This is a genomic window from Caulobacter sp. UNC279MFTsu5.1, assembly GCF_900114015.1.
In the GTDB taxonomy this organism is placed as follows: Bacteria; Pseudomonadota; Alphaproteobacteria; order Caulobacterales; family Caulobacteraceae; genus Caulobacter.
Genome location: NZ_FORN01000006.1, coordinates 165463 through 185522, shown reverse-complemented (window position 1 = coordinate 185522; position 20060 = coordinate 165463). Strand labels below are relative to the sequence as shown.

Below are 20060 nucleotides of genomic sequence, written 5' to 3'. Positions count from 1 at the left end.
TGATGAAACCGATGAATTCCGTGGCCTGGGCGACCCTCGCCCTGGCCGTCGCCGCCCAGGCGAACCTGGCCCAGGCCCGCGAAGAGACCGCCCCGAGGTCGGCGGCGGACGCCGAGGCCAGCCAGATCGACACCCTGGTCGTCACCGGCACCCGCCGGGTCGACCGCACGGCCTTCGAATCCACGGCGCCCATCGACGTCGTCACCCAGGACGCCCTGAACAGCATCGTCTCCGACGAGATCATGGACAAGCTGGCGGCCACGACGCCGTCGTTCAACGTCCAGCGCCTGCCGGCCGCCGACGGCCAGGCCTTCGTGCGCCCCGCCACCCTGCGCGGCCTGTCGCCCGACCAGACCCTGGTGCTGGTCAACGGCAAGCGCCGCCACCGCTCGGCGGTGCTGGGCGGCCGGGGGCAGCAGGGCGTCGACCTGGCCAGCCTGGGAACCAGCGGCGTCAGCCGCATCGAGGTGCTGCGCGACGGCGCCTCGGCCCAGTACGGCTCGGACGCCATCGCCGGGGTGATCAACGTCATCCTGTCGACCAAGACCGGCTTCTCGGGCTACGCCCAGACCGGCCAGTACTATGAGGGCGACGGCCGCAAGACCGAGGTGGGCGCGCGCTACGGCCTGGACTTCGGCCACGGCGGCGTGATCGTCGGCAGTGTCGACTACGCCGACGCCGAGGCCACCTCGCGCACGCGCCAGCGTCCGGACGCCGTCGCCTTCCAGGCCGCCAACCCGACGATCGCCGTGCGCAACCCTGTGCAGCGCTGGGGTCAGCCGGATCGCATCGTCTGGCGCGGGACGCTGAACACCATCCTGCCGCTCACCGACACGGTCGAGGCCTACGCCTTCGCCACCTACAGCGACATGACCGGCCAGACCGACTTCAACTGGCGCAACCCGGCCACCGACACCTCGTACAGGACCAGCCCGGCGTTCCCCGGCTGGTCGCTGAACCAGCTCTACCCCGCCGGCTTCGCGCCGGTGTTCGGCCAGGACGAGACCAACGGCTCGCTCAACGCCGGCGTGAAGGGTCGAGCCCTGGGCTTTTCCTGGGACCTGTCGGCCGGCTACGGCCGCGACGACGTCGACTATGTCCTGAAGAACAGCATCAACGCCTCGTTCGGCCCGCAATCGCCGACCGCGTTCGACGACGGTTCATTGATCCAGGTGGAAAAGACCTTGAATCTCGACGCCTCGCGTCCGCTGGCCTGGTCGTTCCTGGCCCAGCCCGCCAACCTGGCCGTCGGCCTGGAAGCGCGCCAGGAGACCTACGAGATCAAGGCCGGCGACCGTTATTCGTGGGACGTCGGGCCGGGCGCGGCCGCCGGCCTGCCCAGCGGCTCCAACGGCTTTCCCGGCTACGCCCCCAGCCAGGCCGGGTCGTGGGACCAGACCAGCTACGCCGGCTATGTCGACCTGGACCTGCCGATCACCGACCGGTTCGACGCCGACATCGCCGTGCGCCACGAGGATTTCTCGGAGTTCGGCTCGACCACCGACGGCAAGATCGCCGTGCGCTACGAGGTCACACCGGACTTCGCCCTGCGCGGCGCGGTCTCGACCGGTTTTCGCGCCCCGACCCCGGGCCAGATCAACAACACCCGAACCTCGCAGGGCCTCAACACCACCACCCTGCTGCTGTTCACGTCGGGCCGCCTGTCGCCGGTCAACCCCATCGCCCGGGCGCTGGGCGGCAAGCCGCTGGAGCCCGAGGAGTCCAGGAACCTGTCGTTCGGCGCGGTCTACCGCCGGGGCGGCTTCACCGGTTCGGTCGACTACTACCGCATCGAGGTCGACACCCGCTTCGCCGTGTCGCCGAACTTCACGGTGACCCCGGCCCTGCGCGCCCAGTTGGTCGCCGCCGGCGTGCCGGGCGCCGACTCACTGACCACCGTGTCCTACTTCACCAACGCGTTCGACACCCGCACCCAGGGCGTCGACGTGGTCGGCTCGTGGAAGGGCGACCTCTGGGGCGGCCGGGCCGGCGTCACGGCGGCCTGGAACTGGAACGACAGCAAGGTCATCCGCTCCAAGCCGACCGAGGTCTCCAGGCTGGCCCGCATCAACATCGAGGACGGCCTGCCGGCGAACGCCGCCAACCTGACGCTCGACTACGGCCGCGGCCGCTACAGTGGCATGGTCCGGGCCCGCTATTCCGGCCGATGGACCGACGCCCAGGCCAACGGCGCGGCGGACCTGATCCAGACGTTCGGCGGCCGCACCCTGGTCGACCTGTCGCTCAGCGCCGAGCTGAACGACCGGTTCAAGCTGACGGTCGGGGCCGAGAACCTGTTCGACACCTATCCGGACGAAGCGACGTTCCAGGTCTCGCGCGGGCTGATCTATTCGCGCAACGCGCCCTACGACACCGACGGCGGGCTCTACTACGCCCGCCTCTCGGCGACGTTCTAGAGTCCCTTTCCAGCCTACCTCTCCCGGCCGGCGCGCTCGCGCCGGGAGAGGATTTTTCGCGACGCGCCGGCGCGCCGGCCGGCCTTCGAGGTCCACGGAAGGTGACAAGTTCGCCCTGGGACGCTAACCCCCGGGGATGAGCACCTCCCTCGCCCTCGAGGCCGCCCGTCGGCGCACCTTCGCGATCATCAGCCACCCCGACGCCGGCAAGACCACCCTGACCGAGAACCTGCTGCTGGCCGGCGGGGCGATCCGCGCCGCCGGCGCCGTGCGGGCCCGCGGCCAGGCCCGCCGCACCCAGTCCGACTGGATGAAGATCGAGCGCGAGCGCGGCATCTCGGTCAGCGCCAGCGTCATGACCTTCGATCACGACGGCCTGATGTTCAACCTGCTCGACACCCCGGGCCACGAGGACTTCTCGGAAGACACCTACCGCACCCTGACCGCCGCCGACGCGGCGATCATGGTGCTGGACGCCGCCAAGGGCATCGAGCCCCAGACCCTGAAGCTGTTCGAGGTGTGCCGCCTGCGCGACATCCCGATCATCACCTTCATCAACAAGATGGACCGCGAGGCCCAGGACCCGTTCGAGCTGCTGGACGAGGTGTCCTCGAAGCTGGCTCTCGACCCCGCGCCCCTCTACTGGCCGGCCGGCTCGGGCGGGCGGTTCAAGGGCATGCTGGACCTGCGCGGCCAGAAGTTCATTCCCTACGCCAAGAAGAGCTCGACCGACGAGGAGGGCCATCCCGACCCGGTGGCCCTGAAATCGAACGCGGTGGTGCAGTACCTCGATCCCGAGGAGCTGGCCGAGGTGGAGGAGGGCGCCATGCTGGTGTCCGAGGCCGCCAAGCCGTTCGACGTGCAGTCGTTCCTGGAAGGCCACATGACGCCGGTGTTCTTCGGCTCGGCCCTGCGCCATTTCGGCGTCAACGAGCTGCTGGCCGGCATCGGCAGCTACGCCCCCGCGCCGCATCCGGCCAAGGTCAGCAAGGCCGGCGTCGACACCCACGTGGCGCCCGGCGACGGCGAGGTCTCGGGCTTCGTGTTCAAGGTCCAAGCCAACATGGACCCCAACCACCGCGACCGGATCGCCTTCCTGCGCCTGACCAGCGGCCGCTTCACGCGCGGCATGAAGCTGAAGGCCCAGAACACCGGCAAGGCCATGAGCGTCAACGCGCCGATCATGTTCTTCGCCAGCGACCGCGAGCTGGCCGAGGACGCCTTCGCCGGCGACGTGATCGGCATCCCCAACCACGGCGTGCTGCGGGTGGGCGACAGCCTGTCCGAGACCGGGACCCTGCGCTTCGCCGGCCTGCCCAACTTCGCCCCGGAAATCCTGCGCCGCGTGCGGGTCAAGGATCCGTTGAAGGCCAAGCACCTGAAGAAGGCGCTGGAAGGCCTGGCCGAGGAGGGCGTGACCCAGCTGTTCCGCCCGATGATCGGCAGTTCAGACTTCATCGTCGGCGCCGTGGGCCAGCTGCAGTTCGAGGTCATGGCCGACCGCCTGGCCAACGAATACGCCCTGGAGTGCATCTTCGAGGCCGCTCCCTACGCCGAGGCCCGCTGGGTCAACGGCGAACGCGCCGACGTCGAGGACTTCACCAACAAGCACCGCTCGGCCATGGCCCACGACATCGACGAGCAGCCGGTGTTCCTGGGCAAGTCGAGCTGGGAGATCGGCTATGTGGCGGAGCGCTTCCCGAAGGTGCGGTTCGAGCGGACGAAGGAGCGGGGGTAGGGGAGAGCTTGCCGCAAGCGTGCGACGATCCCGACGATGGGCGAAGCGTTGGCGATGCTGAAAGCAGACTTGTCCAAGGTCAGCTAAGGGTGGGTTGAAGACATTGCCCTTAGGCGGAGGCCACGTCAGAAATGCCTCCACTCAAATCGAAAGCTATTCGTCGTGTTGCATACGGTACCGTCGCGCTACCTCGTCCAATCGCTGGTCGGTGGGCTGCTCCAGGGCGACGGTCTGTTCGGGGTGGAACATGGATGCTCAACGGCCATCCTGAGCACTAAGGTCGCTATGATCGCAACATCGGGCGAAACGGCGAATTGATTACAATGCCTTGCGCTGCAAAGACGACAAGGAAGAGACCGAATGAGACTATCGCAGTCAGCCGTAGGATCCTGATCAGGGGATTTGTGGATGGTGCAAGAAAAATGATGTGAAGGATCGCCAACGCGCGCCGGAAACGCTCATCCCGCGTTGGGAAGGTCCAGTGCCCGGTCTCTCTCGGTTTGAGATCTACCCGGAAATTCCATGCCAGCAGGCCGCAAGAGAAAATCCAATAGAGCGCAAGCCATCCACCGATACTTTCGAGCGGCCACCTAACTAGAAAGCCGGCCATACTTGCTACTCCGAATTGGGAAAGCGCAGCTTACCAGTCACCTTGCCCTGTGCAATGTCCGCTCAGGGTCGGGAGCCATCATTGGCATCGGCGCGAGAACCGCCCCGGCCGATGTCGGCATCCTGGCCAGGCGCCGGCGGCGGCCTTCGACCCAGTGCGGACGAAGCGCGGACTTCCGGGCTAACGATACTTGCCACCCAGCGAAACATGCGTCGCACACGTGCAATCGCCGACCTGTTCGACATCCCATCCCTTGACTTGGGAGGCGAGATCAAAGCCGTTTCCACGGCTATCCCTGTAATGGCCACTGCCATTAGCCAAATGGACCACGAAAGCATCAGCACCATAGAAGGGCTCGCCGTCTCCGACAGGACGAACAACGTAGCCCTCCAGAATAAATAGCGCCCAACCGTCTCCGAGATCGCGAACTTTCAAAGTGTTCTTACTGTGAGAGGAAATTTTGAGCTTATAGATCAATGCCCGTCTGACCGGAAATGGTGGGCGTGCGTTAGGCTCTACCAGCGCGGCTAGCCAATCTGCATATGATGCCCGGACACACTGCGCTTCGACACAAGTCCTAACTTTGCTGCGCCATTCATTTGCATCCACGCCATATGGACCAGGATGAGAAGCGTCCTGATCCGCCTGTAAACTGGTTGCGGCCTTTGCCCAGGCGAGCAACTCGGCGTCGTCGCAGAATCGGCGGTCTAGCTCCGACCCGGGCAAGCCGCAGCGTTCATCGGCGCTGACGGGCGACGAGATAGCTACCAAAGCGGCGGCAATCATCCCGAGGAGCATCTGGCGTAGTTTTTCCGCTTAGAATGTCTGGCTCGCACAACGCCATTCTAGCGGCTCAGATGCAAGCCGCATGCAACGCCCGCTAGCCACCCGTAGCTGACATGCGCTTCGGCTGCTTCACGGCGTTTCTTTTTTGTTGTCGCGGATAGTCGCCGACGGCGCCCAGATTGCGCTTGAGATCGCCAGCGGCCACTCATAGTTCTCCAGAGCATCCGTATCTGCGCACCTATGTCAGGAGTTTCCTGGAGCTTCCCAGAGGTGCCGATTGTTTCCCACAGGCGCCTGAATCCGGACCCTCGGAGAGTCTGAGAAGGGTGGTTGTCGGACATTTCGCAAAAGCTGGTGGCTCTGCGGCTATCTGCCCAACCAACAACTATATGCCGCCGAAGCCGACAGCCAACACGGCAATCGACACAATTGACAGCAGTAAGAATGCAGACCCAATGATCACCGGTAGCAGCCAGTTTCCGCGCGACCTAACCACATCTAAAGACGTAAATATAAGAATGACTGCTGGAGGCACAATCCACAGTCGGAGCATTTGCATATTACTCAGAAAGACGGCGGCAGCTGCAAGGACGTATATTGAAAGTAATAGCGCAGTTGGAATTGTGATCCTCGTGTGAAACCGTTCCATGTGCGCCTCGGGCTACGAGCGGCCAAGCTCATAAAGGTGATACTGACCTCAAGCCCCATGGTCCGCAACGGGTGGTGAGCGGACATCGGCGCGTATAGCGTCGCCAGATGGAAACGCCCGCGTGGACACCATCCGAATTGGATCCAGTCGTGATCCCCCAAGCCATCGCTGGCGCGCACCAGGTTGCCACTAGCGGGACTGTGGTATGGCACACGGCAGGCGCACCCTTCGCGACGATCGAGTGCACAAGGATCGGAGGCGAACCTGGGCTCGATACCGAACTCATAGACGTGGCCGTCAGCGACCAACTCTTCGACACCGATGCGGGGCCGGTTGGCGACAGAGTGCTTTCAAGCTTCCTGGCCGATCCAACCATCATGCCAGCGGTCAGTCTGGAGACGTTGAGTGGAGATCGGCGTCTAGCGAGGCCGGGCCCTTTTCCATCTGGCTTGATGAAGCGCGTCGCAAAGGCATGGACCACACCTCTTAGCCAATTGAGCTGCGCCCACGCTCGCGTCCTCGTTGGTCAGAAATTCGGGTTGCGCTGGCTGGCCTCGCCGGTGGCGGAGTTTCTCATCCAACACCCGCGCGCGGAGTGCGACCTCTATCCCGGTGATCTCATATGCGGTGCGCTACGGGCGCATAGGGAGTTCTTGGAATTCGCTCCTGACAATGCACGCGCGCTGTTCGCCGGTGATTTCGCTTGGATGGAAGCCACGTTCGCATTTGATCCGGATGGCCGGCTTTACCTGGAGGCGACAGAGGACCTAGCCAGCGCCCGGCGACTGCTAGGCTTGGTCTAGTCGCTCCGGCAAAGGAGACTTTCGGCAGATCCGACTAGGGTGGTTGTCGGCCCTTGCTGTCACAATCGGATTTTGGCGGCGAGCCAAACTACAGTCAGCCAAGCCAATGGCGCGCCTATCATGACAAATGGCTCCCCCCAGAATAGAGGGTGCTGATGCCATGCGACAGCAGTGAAAACGACAAACACTGCAGCCCAAAACGCCGATTTCAGCTTTGGGCGCGCAACCTTTTCTCTACTGAAGAGGGAGTGGGCGGTAAATGCGAAGAAGAAGAACACCCCCGCTAGCGTCGCCAATTTACCCCAGTCAACAGTGGGCGAATACATGCTCATCTGACGACTTTCCATCGCGCGGCGCGAGTCCGCAATGGGTCGGAAGCGGAAACCGGCGCAGCGCCAAAAAGCGGCCGCCAGCGAAGCGCAAAAAACTTATCCCCATCGCTCCCGGCGTGTTTCCCCAACGAATACAACGCCGAAATTCAACTTATCCTCCCCCTCTCACGCCGCGGCATAATCAGCTCACCACAAGGCGATGGGGAGGGCGCTAAGGCCTGCGACCTTCGCGGCCTTGCGGGGCGGTCGAGCGGGCGCGCTCGTCGGCGGCGGTTCCGAAAAGGGGCCGCGACCCTCGTCATCTGGTGCCGGCCGGGCACGGAACACGGATACGGCGTTGATGAAGGGGCCGGCGGCGCGACAGGCATGGGGCGACCCGTGCGTTCCGGGACCGGGCAACGCAAGCCCGGCCCGCCCGTCGGGGGCTTAGAGCCGGCGAGGTCCGAACAGGGCCGACCGCCGGACGCTCTCGGATAACGGCTGCGCGGAGCGTTGGTCCTGGTCGAAACGGTATTCTTCAAACAGCTTCCGGGCCTGGCCCGGCGCTCCGCAGCCCTCCCCGAACTTCAGCGGCTGTCCGCGTGAGGCGGTGAAGTCGTGTCTAGAGGAGACGCCATGCCCAGATCCAAGACCCGAGCCCGCGTCCGCGCCGCTCGACCGCCGGTCCGCGACAGCAAGGACCCGATGGACGACGACAGAGGACGCACCCCCGCGCGCATGAACCACCTGCTTCGCGATCTCCGTCGGCGACTGAGGCTGGCGGCGGCCAGCCGAGCGGCGGCCGAGGCGCGGGCGGATACGGAATGAGGGTCGCATCCGGGACATGCGCTTGTGCGTTTTCCCCACTTCGTCCCGTCCGCTTTGGGGACACGCCCAAGGGCATGTCCCCGTTCTCAGGCGGTCGCGTAATATCCAAGATCAGCCCGATGGCCGCCCGCGTCATGCGTCTCCACCGCCACCGCCTTGCTGTCCATCACCGCCTTGAACGCCGTCTTGAACGCGGCCATCTCGGCCGGCGTGCCCACCGACACCCGCACGGCGTTGGGCCAGATCGGCCAGGTGCGGCCGATGTAGACGTTCTGGGCCTTCATCGCCGCGATCACCGATTTGCCGTCGCGGCCGGTGTCGATCATGAAGCAGTTGGTCTCGGGCGCGCCGATCACCTTGTAATTGTTGGCCTTCAGCCAGGCGAGCGTGTCGCGGCGGGTGTCGCCGATGATCGCCTTGCGGGTCGCCACCAGGGTCGTGTCCTCCAGCGAAGCGCGGGCGGCGGCCGAGCCGGTGATCGGCATGGCGTTCTGGCCGAACGGCTTCAACTTGGCCAGCAGGTCGGGCCGCGCCACCGCGAAGCCGCAGCGGATGCCGGCCATGCCGTAGATCTTGGAGAAGGTCCGCAGCACGATCAGGTCCTTGCCGGCCGCCACCAGGTCCAGCGCGTCCTGGGCGTCGGACAGGTGGATATAGGCCTCGTCGACCAGCAGGATCGAGCCCTTGGGCTTGTTGTCCAGCGCCCAGACGATGTCCTGCTTGGTGGTGGTCGTGCCGGTGGGATTGTTGGGGTTGCAGATGTAGATGACGCCGGCGTTCGGGTCGGCGGCGACCATCGCCTTGACGTCGTGGCCGTAGTCGGCGGCCAGCGGAACCTTGACGATCCTGGCCTTGCTGGTCATGGCCGCGTACATGCCCGCCTCATAGGACGGGTCGGCGGTGACGAAGCTGCGGTCGGGCGAGGTGAAGGCCAGCACGCTGTAGTGCAGCGGTTCGGACGAACCGGCGTAGACCGCCACGTTCTCGACCTTCAGCCCGTTCTGGGCGGCGAAGGTCATGGCCAGCAGTTCGGTTTCGCCGTTGCGGTCGTAGCGTCCGCCCAGCGGGGCCATGCGGGCGATCGCGTCGCAGGCGGCCTTGGACGGGCCCAGCGGGTTTTCGTTGGCGTTGATCAGCACCGCGCCGGGCGGCGGAATGTTCGGACCCTGGCCGTGCAGGGCCATGCCGGAGGGCGGCGCGCCGGGCTTGGCCGGATCGGCGGCGGCGTGCGCCAGGGCGGCCTCGGTCAGGATCGGCGTCGCGGCCGCCAGGGCCGCGGCCCGCAGGAAGGATCGGCGCCCGATGGCCGATCGGCTCGACTGACGCGTGTCCATGGTCGTCTCCCTGATCTTGAGCCCGCCCGGCGCAGGCGGGCTCATCACGAGCCTTTGCGCTGTCGAGGGCAAGGGCCGGAACGAACGCCGGGTCCGACTGCCCGCCACTTGGGCAGAGATCGCCGCGCCGGGGACCGGCAGGTCGGCGTCTGCCCGTCGCGTTGGCGCGTGAGAGTTGCTGTGTGGTTGCGATTCTACTTGACCGCGCATTAGCGCGGGCGGACCCTGCCCCGGGAGCTTCCTCGCGATTGAAAGGTCGTCTGGAATGGCGCGGAATCCGGGCAGGGCTGGCGGCTTGGTCGCGGTGTTGGCGCTGTCGATCGCGACATCGGCCGCCGCGCTCCAGCAGCCCGCGCGACCGGTGACGACGACTGCGGTCCCGACCGCCACGCGCGCCGCCGCCCCGGCCGCCGCGCCCAGGACCTATGACGAATGCCTGCGATCCTACGCGGGGCGGACGGATCCGACGGCCTATTGCCGACGCCTGTTCCCCGACACGGCGCCGTCCACGACCGTCCCGGGCGCCGCGACGACGCCCGACGGCCCGGCGACCCAGCCGCCGACCCGCGAGCCGGTCGACATCACGCCTCAGCTGGACAAGCTGCTCGACGCCTGGCGCAACCGCCCCAGAACCCCGCCGGCCACGCCCGGCCCGCCGGCCGATCCGCTGGCGGTGATCCCCGAGATCCAGGCGGCCTGCGCGACCTATGCCGCCGCGCCCGAGCGCTGGCGGCGCTGCACGGCCGACGGCTGGCGCGACGCGGGACTGCGCGGGCGGCCGCCCCTGGCGCTGCAGACGCCGCCGGCCGTCGAGCCGCCGCGGGTGCAGCCGCCCGTGCAGCCGCCGCCCGTTCAGTCCAGGCCCGCGCCGTCGAGGCCGGTTCAGTCGAAGCCGCCGATCCAGACGCCGCCGGCCCTTGCGCCCAAACCCCTCCGAACCGAGCCCGTGCGGCCCGCGCCCGTCGCCGAGCCCCAGCCTCCGTCCGTCGCGGTCGTCGAGCCGCCGGCCGCGCCGAAGCCGCCTCCGACGGTCGCCCCGCCGGTGGTCCCGCCAACGCCGCCCCCGGCGTCCAAGGGGCCGGCGATCCCGCTCTGGCTGTGGCTGGTCGCCCTGGCCGCGGCCGCGGGCGGCGGGTTCGGCCTCGCCCGATGGCTGGGCCGCGCGAAGCCGGCGGCGTCGCCGCCGCCCTGCGCGCCGGAGATCGCCCTGGTCGCCGACCCTGGCGTCGTCGTCCTGACGCCGGACGGCTCGCCCCGGGCCGGCATGGCGGTCTCGCTGCGGTTCGAGCACGCCGCCGAGGCCGGTGAACTGAGGCTGGACTATCCCTTGCTGGAGACCGCGCCATGACCGAAGCGGCCCGCGACCCGTCCGCGCCCCGCGGCGGCATGACCTGGCGCGCCCTGTTCGCCGAGGACGGCGGCGATCCGCTGGAGGCCGTCAAGGACGCGCCGCCCCTGGCCCAGGCGATCTCCCAGGCCGCCCAGAAGTTCCCCAGCGCCTGCTGGGGCGACGTCGAGGACGGTTGCCGGGACGAGGTCGGCAAGCTGCTGGACCTGTCGGTCGAGCGGGTGCTGTTCGACGGTTGGATGAAGCTGGAGCGCTTCAAGAAATGCGTCGAGGAGTCCAAGGCCCATCCCGACGACGCCTTCTTCCAGGATCTGGACGACCACAAGATCGCCTCCACCCACAAGCCGCGCATCGAGCTGCGCTACGGCGCGGTCAAGGTGGCCGACCTGGACTTCGAGATCGAGCTGGCCCTGAAGGTCAAGGGCGTGCGGCTGGAGGTGCGCGGCGGCAAGGTGGTGTGCGCCACGGCCGGGGTGTTCGCGGCCAACGCCAAACTGTCGCTGCACGACGAGGTGCTGGTCGAGCGCGCCACGCCGGAGCTGTCGGCGCCCGCCAAGATCCGGTTCTCCTGACGACGGCGTTTCTTTCGGTCCGGCTTTTCCAAGTCCCCGGGAAGCGGCTAGGAGAGGCCGGACCCCGGAGACTCCCCATGCCCGCCAACGCCCCGCTCGCCATCGGCCTGGTCGCCCACGACGACAAGAAGGCGGCCCTGGTCGATTGGGCCGTGACGCACCAGGCGTTCCTGGCGCGGCACAGGCTCTACGCCACGGGGACCACGGGCGGGCGGATCCTGCAGGTCCTGCCGGACCTGGACCTGACCCGCCTGAAGAGCGGACCGCTGGGCGGCGACCAGCAGCTGGGGGCCCTGCTGGCTGAAGGGCGGCTGGACCTGCTGGTGTTCTTCGTCGACCCGCTGTCGCCCCAGCCGCACGACGTCGACGTCAAGGCGCTGATCCGCATGGCGACCCTGGCCGACATCCCGTTCGCCTGCAACCCGGCCACGGCCGACCTGATCGTGGCCGGGCGCTGAGCATCACGGCGATGTGAGTCGCGAGGCGAGGTCGCGAAGGTTGTGTGCAATCTTTAGGCGTGTAGCGTCAAAGGCGGTTTCGCGGAGGATCGCCATGAAGACCCTGATGACCAAGCTGGTCGCCGGCGCGCTGATGACCGCCTCGCTGTTCGCCTGGGCCGAGCCGGCTTCCGCGCGACGGCTGTACGCGGTCGCGGCGCAGTACTATTCGGGGGCGGACTACAACCAGCTGGTCGGCGAGGTCTACAGCAACTGTGACGGGACCGGATCGCAGTGGGGCGTGCGGACGCCCTACGTGGTCCGCGAGACCACGCTCTGCCCGTAGGCCTAGCCCGGGAACTTCAGCAGGTTCGGCCTGGGGATCGCGGCCTTGAACGTCCCTCGGGTCTTGGCGGTGTCGAGGCCGAAGTCGGCCCAGGCCTTCAGGAAGCCGGCGGCGGGCGCGGCGTCCGCCAGCGGCGACAGGGTCAATACGGGGCGGGCGGCCAGCAACGGGCGGGCGGCGGCCCAGGCTTCGGGCTCGGCGGTGGCCCAGGCGCCGTCGCCGGCGACCAGCTCGGCGGCCAGGGCCGGATCGGCGAAGTGCAGGGTCACCGCCGTGTCGACCGGCAGGTCGGCCAGGGCGCTCAGCGCCTCGATCACACCCGTCAGCGCCATCTTGGCGCCGCCGACCCGGCGCTCGCCGCCGGCCGCGCCGGCCAGGGTCCCGTCGGCGTTGCGGCGGACATGGGCCCAGCCGCCATAGCCGGGATCGGGTTTGCAGAGCGAGGCGGTCCAGAGGTCGACGGAAGCGGTCATGACTCCTGTCTAGCGGCCGTCGCGAGGGCTGGCCAGAGTCGGCGGGGCCGTGACGAATGGCGCTCTTCCAGTCATGCTCCCGGCAATCCACCGAGTCGGAGCTCGCCATGCTGGATCTCGTCCTGGCCATCCTGCACCACCTGCTGATCCTGTCGCTGGCTGGGCTGATGATGGCCGGGTTCGTGCTGGTCAGGCCGGGCGTGAGCGGGGCGGGGCTCAAGACCCTGGGCGGGATCGACGCCAGCTACGGCGGGACGGCGGTGCTGATCCTGGCGGTCGGCTTCGGCCGAGTCTTCCTGGGCGCCAAGGGGGCGGACTTCTACCTGCACAATCCGCTGTTCTGGGCCAAGATCGCCGCCTTCGCGGCGGTGGGGCTGCTGTCGATCGCCCCCACGATCGCCATCCTGAAATGGCGCAGGCAGGCCAAGACCGATCCCGCCTTCGTTCCACCCGCCGCCGAGGTGGCCAAGGTGCGCAAGGTGATGCTGGCCGAGCTGGCGGTCTTCGCCCTGATCCCGATCTTCGCCGCCGCCATGGCGCGCGGCTACGGCCTCTAGCGGCTCGCGAACCGAGGGCCGGGCAGGCCCTTGGCGGCTGCGCGGGAACATAAGGTAAACGCGATCTTAAAATCTATGGTTAACGTCATTTTTACTTCGGTGAACAATGTTCTAAGAGGCGCGTCCGTACGCGCTTTCCCGCCAGGATCCGTCAAGCAAGAAGTGTGCCAAATCGGCGCAGAAACAGGGGTTTGGGCGGCGTTCGGGAACGAAGTGTAAACGCGCCGAAAATATTTATGGTTAACGCAATCTTAGGCTTCGTTAACGACTTGTTAAACGCGTTGGCTCCGGCTTTGCTGTTCATGCGTTGAACCTTTGCCGGACGTCCCGGCGTGGGACGTTCCGTGTCCGGAGTACGCAGCGATGTTCGATTTCGGTCGTGACCTGAAGAGACTCTTCGGAGTCGACGCCGGGGCCCCCGCGCGGGCCGCGGCGCATCGCGACGGACTGACCGGCGGCGACACCTCGCTGCTGGAGCTGCTGGACCTGCGCCTGCTGGTCAACGAGGCCCGCTCGGCCGACGTCGCCGCCGGCCGGATCGGCGCCAAGGATCGCGGCCACCGCCTGCTGGAGGCCGCCGTCGTCTGGCGCGAGCTGGCCCGTCGCTCGGGCGACGCCGCCGCCCTGCGCAAGGGGGCGGCCCAGGCCGAGGCCGCCGCCAAGATCTTCGAAGCCGAGCACAAGCAGGAGAGCCTGGCCGCCGCCCGCTGCGAGCAGGCGACCCTGGCCGTGCTGGGCGCCGACCTGTTCGGCGACGAGGGCCTGCACGCCGCCGCCGGCGCCACCCTGACCTTGGCCAAGACCGCGCCGGGCCACCGCTGCGCCATGGTCGAGGCTCTGCTGGCCGGGCTGGAGGGCCGCGTCGCCCTGGGAGAGAACGACCTGGACCGTGCCCTGGCCGCCGCCGCGGCCTTCGAAGCGCCGCTGCGGGGCTTGGCGGCCGCGCGCCGCGTCAAGGGCGGGGCGTCGCGCCTGCTGCTGGCGGACCAGCGCGCCGCCCGCGTCGAGCTGCTCTTGGCCTGCGCGGCCCGCCTGAAGGACCGCGCTCTGACCCAGGCGGCCCTCAACGAGGCCAGGGAGGCCGAGGCCGGCCTGGATCCCGATTTCGAGCCCCTGGCCTGGTCGCGGCTGGAGTCGCTGCGCGGCGCGGCCCTGGTGCAGCTGGGCGAACTGGACGGCGAGCTCAATCACATCGCCGACGGCGTCGAGGCCCTGGTCAAGGCGCTGGAGCCGGTCACCGCCGACCATAGCCCGATGGACTGGGCGCGGGCCCAGGCCGCCCTGGGCGCTGGCCTGCAGGCCATGGGCGAGGCCACCACCTCCGAGCACTGCTTCGAACGGGCGGTCACCTGCTACGACCGCGCCTCGCACATCCTCAAGACCCAGCCGGCCCTGGCCCTGCGCGCCGTGGTCGCCAACAACCGCGCCCTCAGCCTGGCCCGTTGCGCCGAACTGACCGCCGACCTGGCCGTGCTGGACGCCGCCGAGATGGCCTTCAAGGCCGAGCTGACCGCGACCCCGGGCGGGCGCGATCCGGCCGCCTGGGCCGTGACCCAGATGAACCTGGCCCGACTCTACGAGGCCCGGGTCGAGATCACCGGCCGCGACGACGGCCGCCTGGACCGAGCCGCCATGGCCCTGGCCAGCGCCTTCGACATCTTCGCCGAGCTGGGCCTGCGGTCGCTGACCGACCTGGCGGCCCAGGGGTTGCAACGGGTCAAGCAGGCGCACGCCGCCTGACCCAGAATGAAACCGGACGGCCTCGAACGGGCCGGACCCAAGACCAGTAGGGAAGACCCAGTGATCGCTTCGTTGCTCGCCGCCGCCGCCGTCTCGATCGTTCCGACCCCGACCGCCCAGGCGACGGTCACCCAGGTCAAGGACGTCCAGCCCCAGATCGCCGAGGCGCTGCTCAGCTGCATGGTCAAGCGCGACGGCGGCCTGACCGCCTGCTCGGTGCAGAGCGAATTCCCGGCCGAGATGGGCGTCGGCAAGGCCGCCCTGACCATGGCCTCGCAGTTCCAGGTCGACCTGATGGGCCCCGACGGCAAGAGCCGCGCCGGCTCGTTCATCGACGTCCCGGTCCGCATCCGCATCCGCTGATCCAACGCTCGACCTGAAACGCGACGCGGCCTAGCTTGACGGCGGAGCGTTTCGGGGGCGGCATGGGCGAGGGTTTCAAGGACGTGGACGTCTCGCGGGTCGTCTATCTCCTCATCTATCTGTTCATCGTGATCATGGGGCTGCGGGGCATGCCGTCGGCGGTGCGCCGCCGCGCCGAGCCGCCGCGCTGCAAGGCCTGCGAAACGCCGGTCGAGACGGACGCCGCGCCTCTGGGGCCATGGGGCGGCTGGACCTGTGGCGCGTGCGGCGGTCCCGTCGAGCCGGCGCGCGAACCGGAGCCGAGACCAGGCCTGCGCGGCTGGATTGACCAGTATCCGTGGGCCGTGCATGGCGCGATCTGGGGGCTGCTCGTCTGGGGATTGCTGGCCGGCCGCGACCTTTGGCTGCGCGAGCCCACGCCCGATCTCCTGACCTTGCCCCTGACCGTCGCGGGCGGCCTCGGCGTCGGCTGGCTGCTGACCTTGATGCATCGGCGGCGCGGCTAGGGCGCGCTTCACCGTTCTGGCGTCATCGACTTTTTCAGTCCGCTCGTTCCGCCGCCGGCGTCAGGGTTCGGGCGGCGGTCGATCATCGTCCGGCGGGGGCGGGGGACCGTAGCGGTCGTCATAGCGCCGGTCGTCGGCGCGTTCCCGCTCGCGCTCTTCGTCCCAGCGGCGGTCGCGGTCGGCTTGTTCCTGGGCCTCGCGGCGATCCCGCTCGCGGCGGGCCGCCCGTTCCTCTTCCCGCATCTGCCGGGCCAGCTCGAAGCCGCTTCCGGCGCGTTCGCGCTCCCACCGGTCGTCGCTCGGCCCGAGGGGCGCGAGGCCGTCGTCTTCGTTCGTTCGCGGGCTCCGGACCGGCGCGGGAGCCGGCGTGGCGGCGAACAGCGCCGCGCGGCTTTTCGCCATGGCCTGGGCGGCCTCGGACAGGCCGACGTCCAGCGGACTGGCGCGGGGGACCGGCGCCTTGGGCGGCTCGACCACGCTGATGCGCAGGCCGTCGTCGCCGGCCGCCTCGGCCGGAGGGTCGGGTCGCGTCAGGGCGGGCCAGGCGGCCATGGCCAGGGCGACCGTCGTCACGACCGCCGCCGCGGCGACGCCGGCGATCAGGGTTGTCTTGTTCTGGGGCAGTTTCACTGGGGCGCTCCGGAGACGGAAGGCCTCTCGACTGAAGGGGAACGGCGTCGGGGGACGCCGGTTCCGTGCTTCGACACCTACGCCGCCGCGACGTCGCCCGTCGTGCGGCGCATGCGCCAGAAGCGGATGGTGCGCAGGGCCGCGTCGCGGGGCAGGGCGGCGTAGAGCTCGCCGTATTCCTTGGCCTTGCCCATGGCGTTGTCGTTGGGGTCCAGGATCAGCAGGGCGAAGGTCAGGAACAGGGCGCGATCGAAGTCCGCCGCCTTGCAGACCACCGCCAGGGCGTCCAGCTCGCGGCGTTCGATGATCTTGCGGGCGGTGTGGAAGTCGATGTCGGCCAGCTCGGCCAGGGCGACCAGGAAGATCGTGGTGCGGTTGGCGCGGAGCATGGCGACCAGGCCCAGGGGCGTGATGGCGCCCCGCGCCTTCAGGGCGACGATCTCCCTGACCGCGGCGTCGTAGTCAGGCGGCAGGGCGCCGTCGCTGGCCGCGACGCGGTTGCGGCCGGCCTTGAGGGCGGCGTCCAGGATGGCCGGATCGACATTGGCGTTGCGCTCCATGATCCGGTCGCGCAGGCGCGCCTCGGCCACGAAGTACATCTCGTTGAGCAGGTCCATCGGCAGGGCCTGGCGGTCGATCACCGCCTCGTGCAGTTCGGGATTGGCCGCCGCGCGGTCGACCGCCGCCTCGTGGGCCTGGCGCGACAGCACCGCGCCCTCGTTGCGCAGCAGCACGCCCAGGGTGGTGTCGTCGCCGCGCTGGACGATGGCGTCGGACACCAGGCTGGGCACGACGGAGCGCCGCGAGATGGCCCGCAGGTGGTCCTGGCCCTGGGTGCGGGCCACGTGCAGCAGGTCGGCCTCGCTGAGCTGGGGCGCGCCCTGCAGGATCGGGCGGGCGACGGCGATGCTGTCGCTGGCCAGGGCGCGGGTCAGGGACGGCGGCGGCGTGGCGCTGGTTCCCAGGCGCTCGGCCAGCTCGATCCGTACGGCCTCTTCCATCTCGCCGGCCAGCTGGCCCATCACGTCGTCGAACAGGCCCATCTCGACGTCGCCATGGCCTTCGGCGGTGAAGAACAGGTCGGTGACGCCGCGCAGCAGTTCGCGACGGCGCGAGCTGGAGGGCTCATCGGCCAGGGCGATGAGGTCGTGGAGGCGCGACTGGATCAAAGGCCTTCGTTCCGGGTCTTGGCGCGTCGGGTCGCGCTGTCGTCGTCATCGTCGCCGCCGCGCGCCCCGGCCGCCAGCCAGTCGGCCGAGCCGTGCATCGGCGTGGCGTCCTGGGCCTGCGGCGGCGGCGCGTCGGTGGTGATCAGCACCTGGTGGTCGGGGCCGGCGGGCGGGATCGGGTCGGGCGTCAGGCCGGACTCGCGGGCCACCGAATAGAAGCGGGCGCCGGCCACGCCGGTGTTGGCGGCGGCGACCTGGCGAGGCGGCGGCGGGGCCGGCGCCGCTGGGGGCGGAGCGGGGGCGGGCGCCGGGGCGGCGGTCGCCATGCGAGGGCTGCGATAGCCGGACCAGTCCTTGGCCGGACCCGGCGTTGCGGCCGCGACCGGCGCCGGGCGCGGCGCGGCGTAGAGGCTGGTCGGCAGCGCCGCGGCGGTCCGGCGGGGCGGCGCGGCAGGCGGCGCGGCGGCGACGGGCGCGGGAGCCTGAGTGTAAGCGACAGGTGGCGGAGGCGTGCTGTAGCCGGCCCAGGCGGCGAGCGGGGCGGGTTGGGCTGGCGCCGCGGACGTCGCGGGCGCGGCCGCCTCGGTCGAAGGCTGGCGCTTGTTGGCCCAGCTCAGCATCGGGCCGTCGTAGCGCGCGGCGGCGGCGACCGGGGCCTGGCGCGGCGTGCTCGGGCCGTAGCGGCTCTCGCGCGCGCCCTCGGCGTACGCCGGGGCGGCGACGCTGAACAGCACGGGCAGGAGCAGGACAAGACGCATGAACCGGTCCGACAGAGCGCGGGATCGGTCCGATTGATAGGCGTGGGGACTTAATCTTGGCCTAACGGGGCATGGTTTCGCGGAAAGATTGTGGTCCTATGTCGCATTTTCGACTCTCGGCCGCGCGGGTCAGCGGCCGCGCCACCAGGCCAGCACGCGGCGCTCGGTCAGGCTCAGCAGGCCGTGCAGCGCCACGCCCAGCACGGCCAGCACCGCCAGGGCGGCGAACACCCGGGCGGTCTGCAGGCGGTTCGAGGCCTCCAGGATCCGCCAGGCCAGGCCCTGGTTCCCGCCCGATCCGGCCACGAACTCGGCGACCACGGCCCCGACCACGGCCAGGCCGGCGGCCACCTTGCAGCCCTCAAGCAAGGCGGGCACGGCCGACGGCAGGCGCAGCCGCCACAGCCGCTGGGCGCGGCGCGCGCCATAGAGGTCGAACAGCCGCGCCAGGTCCGGGTCGACCGCCTTGAGGCCGGTCAGGGCGCCCGAGAAGATCGGGAAAAAGGCGGCCACCGCGGCCAGGGCGACCACGGCGCGCTGCGGATGCTCGATCCCCGCCCAGATGGTCATCAGCGGCCCGATGGCCACCAGCGGCGTGACCTGCAGGGTGACCGCGACCGGGCGCACGGCGTCCTCGACCGTGGGGTTGAGGCTGACCAGCAGGGCCAGGCCGCAGGCCAGCACGCTGGCCAAGGCCAGGCCGACCAGGGCGGTGGACAGGGTGTTCCAGGCGCTGGCCAGCAGCAGCGGCCAGCCCTCGGCCAGGGCCGCGCCGATCGCCGAGGGGGCGGGCAGCAGGTAGACCGGCATGGCCAGGAGCCGGCAGGCGGCTTCCCAGGCGGCCAGCAGCAGAGCGATCAGCAGAAAGGGGGCGAGGAGCTTCATGCGGCGCTCATGCCGTGACCTTCCCGGCCAGCAGCCGCGACACCCGCTCCGCCGTCTCGCGGAACGCCGCCGACGCGCGGAAGCCGGGCGGGCGGACCACCGGACCCTCGACCGCCGCCTCGCCGGCGATGCGACCGGGGCCGGCGCTCAACACCACCACCCGGCGGGCCATGTAGACGGCCTCCTCGACATTGTGGGTGACGAAGACCACGGCCGGCGCCAGTTCGGCCGCCAGGGTCAGGACGTCGTCGGCTAAGGCGCGTCGGGTGATCTCGTCCAGGGCCGCGAACGGCTCGTCCAGCAGCAGCAGGCGCGGGCGGGTGACCAAGGCGCGGGCCAGGGCGGCGCGCATCGCCATGCCGCCCGACAGCTGGGCGGGACGGGCGGTCTCGGCGCCCTTCAGCCCCACCTTGGCCAGGGCGTCGATCGCCTGGGCGCGAGCCTGGGCCTTGGGCGTTCCGGCCAGCTCCAGCGGCAGGGCGACATTGGCCGCCGCGCTCAGCCAGGGGGCCAGAGTGGGGGCCTGGAAGACCACCGAGGTCTCGCCGCGTCCGGCGGCGCGAGTCACGGTCCCGCGCGTCGGCGGCTCCAGGCCCGCCAGCAGCCGCAGGGCCGTGGACTTGCCGCAGCCCGACGGCCCGACCAGGGCGACGATCTCGCCCGGCGCAAGGGCGAGGTCGACGGGGCCGAGGGCGCGGCCGCGGCCGGGGTAGTCGACCTCGACCTTGTTCAGAGACGCGATCAAAGGACCCCCTCAGTCGCTTCGCGACAGCTCCCCCAGAGGGGGAGCATCTTGGTGG

Annotated in this window: 21 protein-coding genes; 12 read left to right on the top strand and 9 right to left on the bottom strand. The window is 69.4% G+C overall.

Annotation, left to right across the window (positions count from 1 at the left end; all coding sequences use genetic code 11):
• Nucleotides 1-2: 2 nt before the first annotated feature.
• Together BM066_RS05470 and BM066_RS05465 are read left to right on the top strand one after the other, a co-directional pair.
• Nucleotides 3-2417: a TonB-dependent receptor plug domain-containing protein gene (locus tag BM066_RS05470; RefSeq protein WP_018061543.1), complete on the top strand. Its 2415-nt coding sequence runs from the start codon at nt 3-5 to the stop codon at nt 2415-2417.
• Nucleotides 2418-2553: 136 nt separating this feature from the next.
• The gene (locus tag BM066_RS05465; protein WP_089924976.1) at nt 2554-4155 is read left to right on the top strand and encodes a peptide chain release factor 3; all 1602 of its coding nucleotides are present in this window, start codon (nt 2554-2556) and stop codon (nt 4153-4155) included.
• Between the two features lie 790 nt (nt 4156-4945).
• Here the strand turns inward: BM066_RS05465 and BM066_RS25865 are convergent.
• On the bottom strand, nt 4946-5563 hold the full coding sequence (locus tag BM066_RS25865) for a hypothetical protein (protein WP_143093658.1): 618 nt from the start codon (nt 5561-5563) through the stop codon (nt 4946-4948).
• A 744-nt stretch (nt 5564-6307) separates the two neighbouring features.
• On the opposite strand from BM066_RS25865, the gene BM066_RS27325 reads away from it, so the two are divergent.
• The gene (locus BM066_RS27325; protein WP_369823226.1) at nt 6308-7003 is read left to right on the top strand and encodes a contact-dependent growth inhibition system immunity protein; all 696 of its coding nucleotides are present in this window, start codon (nt 6308-6310) and stop codon (nt 7001-7003) included.
• Between the two features lie 59 nt (nt 7004-7062).
• Here BM066_RS27325 and BM066_RS25860 read toward each other — a convergent pair whose 3' ends face one another.
• Nucleotides 7063-7335, bottom strand: a complete 273-nt coding sequence (locus tag BM066_RS25860; RefSeq protein ID WP_049801062.1) for a hypothetical protein — start codon at nt 7333-7335, stop codon at nt 7063-7065.
• Between the two features lie 615 nt (nt 7336-7950).
• Between BM066_RS25860 and BM066_RS25855 the strand changes: the two genes are divergently transcribed.
• On the top strand, nt 7951-8142 hold the full coding sequence (locus BM066_RS25855) for a hypothetical protein (RefSeq protein ID WP_143093657.1): 192 nt from the start codon (nt 7951-7953) through the stop codon (nt 8140-8142).
• Between the two features lie 86 nt (nt 8143-8228).
• On the opposite strand, the gene BM066_RS05450 is transcribed toward BM066_RS25855, so the two are convergent.
• Nucleotides 8229-9476, bottom strand: a complete 1248-nt coding sequence (locus BM066_RS05450; RefSeq protein ID WP_089924970.1) for a pyridoxal phosphate-dependent aminotransferase — start codon at nt 9474-9476, stop codon at nt 8229-8231.
• Nucleotides 9477-9741: 265 nt separating this feature from the next.
• On the opposite strand from BM066_RS05450, the gene BM066_RS05445 reads away from it, so the two are divergent.
• The 4 genes from BM066_RS05445 to BM066_RS05430 all read left to right on the top strand — a co-directional run bounded on the left by BM066_RS05445 (nt 9742) and on the right by BM066_RS05430 (nt 12179).
• Entirely contained in the window at nt 9742-10824 is a 1083-nt protein-coding gene (locus BM066_RS05445) for a hypothetical protein (RefSeq protein ID WP_089924967.1), read from the top strand.
• Nucleotides 10821-11396 (top strand): hypothetical protein, encoded by a 576-nt coding sequence (locus tag BM066_RS05440; RefSeq protein ID WP_089924964.1) that lies wholly within the window; start codon nt 10821-10823, stop codon nt 11394-11396. The genes BM066_RS05445 and BM066_RS05440 overlap by 4 nt, the downstream gene beginning before the upstream one ends.
• 77 nt (nt 11397-11473) lie before the next feature.
• Nucleotides 11474-11854 carry a methylglyoxal synthase gene (locus tag BM066_RS05435; protein WP_089924961.1) on the top strand — a complete coding sequence of 127 codons (381 nt, stop codon included), beginning with the start codon at nt 11474-11476 and terminating at the stop codon, nt 11852-11854.
• Nucleotides 11855-11948: 94 nt separating this feature from the next.
• A complete protein-coding gene (locus tag BM066_RS05430; protein WP_089924958.1) occupies nt 11949-12179 on the top strand; it encodes a DUF6289 family protein in 231 nt (76 codons plus the stop codon).
• 2 nt (nt 12180-12181) lie between these two features.
• Here the strand turns inward: BM066_RS05430 and BM066_RS05425 are convergent, their stop codons facing one another.
• Nucleotides 12182-12652, bottom strand: a complete 471-nt coding sequence (locus BM066_RS05425) for a ribonuclease H family protein (RefSeq protein ID WP_089924954.1) — start codon at nt 12650-12652, stop codon at nt 12182-12184.
• A 107-nt stretch (nt 12653-12759) separates the two neighbouring features.
• On the opposite strand from BM066_RS05425, the gene BM066_RS05420 reads away from it, so the two are divergent.
• From BM066_RS05420 to BM066_RS05405, 4 genes are all read left to right on the top strand, one after another.
• Nucleotides 12760-13209 carry a DUF2214 family protein gene (locus BM066_RS05420; RefSeq protein ID WP_089924951.1) on the top strand — a complete coding sequence of 150 codons (450 nt, stop codon included), beginning with the start codon at nt 12760-12762 and terminating at the stop codon, nt 13207-13209.
• Between the two features lie 363 nt (nt 13210-13572).
• Nucleotides 13573-14949: a hypothetical protein gene (locus BM066_RS05415; RefSeq protein WP_089924948.1), complete on the top strand. Its 1377-nt coding sequence runs from the start codon at nt 13573-13575 to the stop codon at nt 14947-14949.
• A 60-nt stretch (nt 14950-15009) separates the two neighbouring features.
• Entirely contained in the window at nt 15010-15312 is a 303-nt protein-coding gene (locus tag BM066_RS05410) for a hypothetical protein (protein WP_018060939.1), read from the top strand.
• A gap of 35 nt (nt 15313-15347) precedes the next feature.
• A complete protein-coding gene (locus tag BM066_RS05405; RefSeq protein WP_143093656.1) occupies nt 15348-15818 on the top strand; it encodes a hypothetical protein in 471 nt (156 codons plus the stop codon).
• Between the two features lie 60 nt (nt 15819-15878).
• On the opposite strand, the gene BM066_RS05400 is transcribed toward BM066_RS05405, so the two are convergent.
• The 5 genes from BM066_RS05400 to BM066_RS05380 form a co-directional block, all read right to left on the bottom strand.
• Nucleotides 15879-16448, bottom strand: coding sequence for a hypothetical protein (locus BM066_RS05400; protein ID WP_089924943.1), 570 nt, complete (start codon nt 16446-16448; stop codon nt 15879-15881).
• Nucleotides 16449-16525: 77 nt separating this feature from the next.
• Nucleotides 16526-17617, bottom strand: a complete 1092-nt coding sequence (locus BM066_RS05395; RefSeq protein ID WP_089924940.1) for a DUF2336 domain-containing protein — start codon at nt 17615-17617, stop codon at nt 16526-16528.
• Nucleotides 17614-18375 carry a hypothetical protein gene (locus BM066_RS25850; protein ID WP_143093655.1) on the bottom strand — a complete coding sequence of 254 codons (762 nt, stop codon included), beginning with the start codon at nt 18373-18375 and terminating at the stop codon, nt 17614-17616. The genes BM066_RS05395 and BM066_RS25850 overlap by 4 nt, the downstream gene beginning before the upstream one ends.
• Nucleotides 18376-18504: 129 nt before the next feature.
• On the bottom strand, nt 18505-19260 hold the full coding sequence (locus tag BM066_RS05385; RefSeq protein ID WP_089924935.1) for an ABC transporter permease: 756 nt from the start codon (nt 19258-19260) through the stop codon (nt 18505-18507).
• Between the two features lie 7 nt (nt 19261-19267).
• Complete coding sequence (locus BM066_RS05380) at nt 19268-20005, bottom strand: ABC transporter ATP-binding protein (RefSeq protein WP_089924932.1); 738 nt, start codon at nt 20003-20005, stop codon at nt 19268-19270.
• Between the last annotated feature and the right edge of the window lie 55 nt (nt 20006-20060).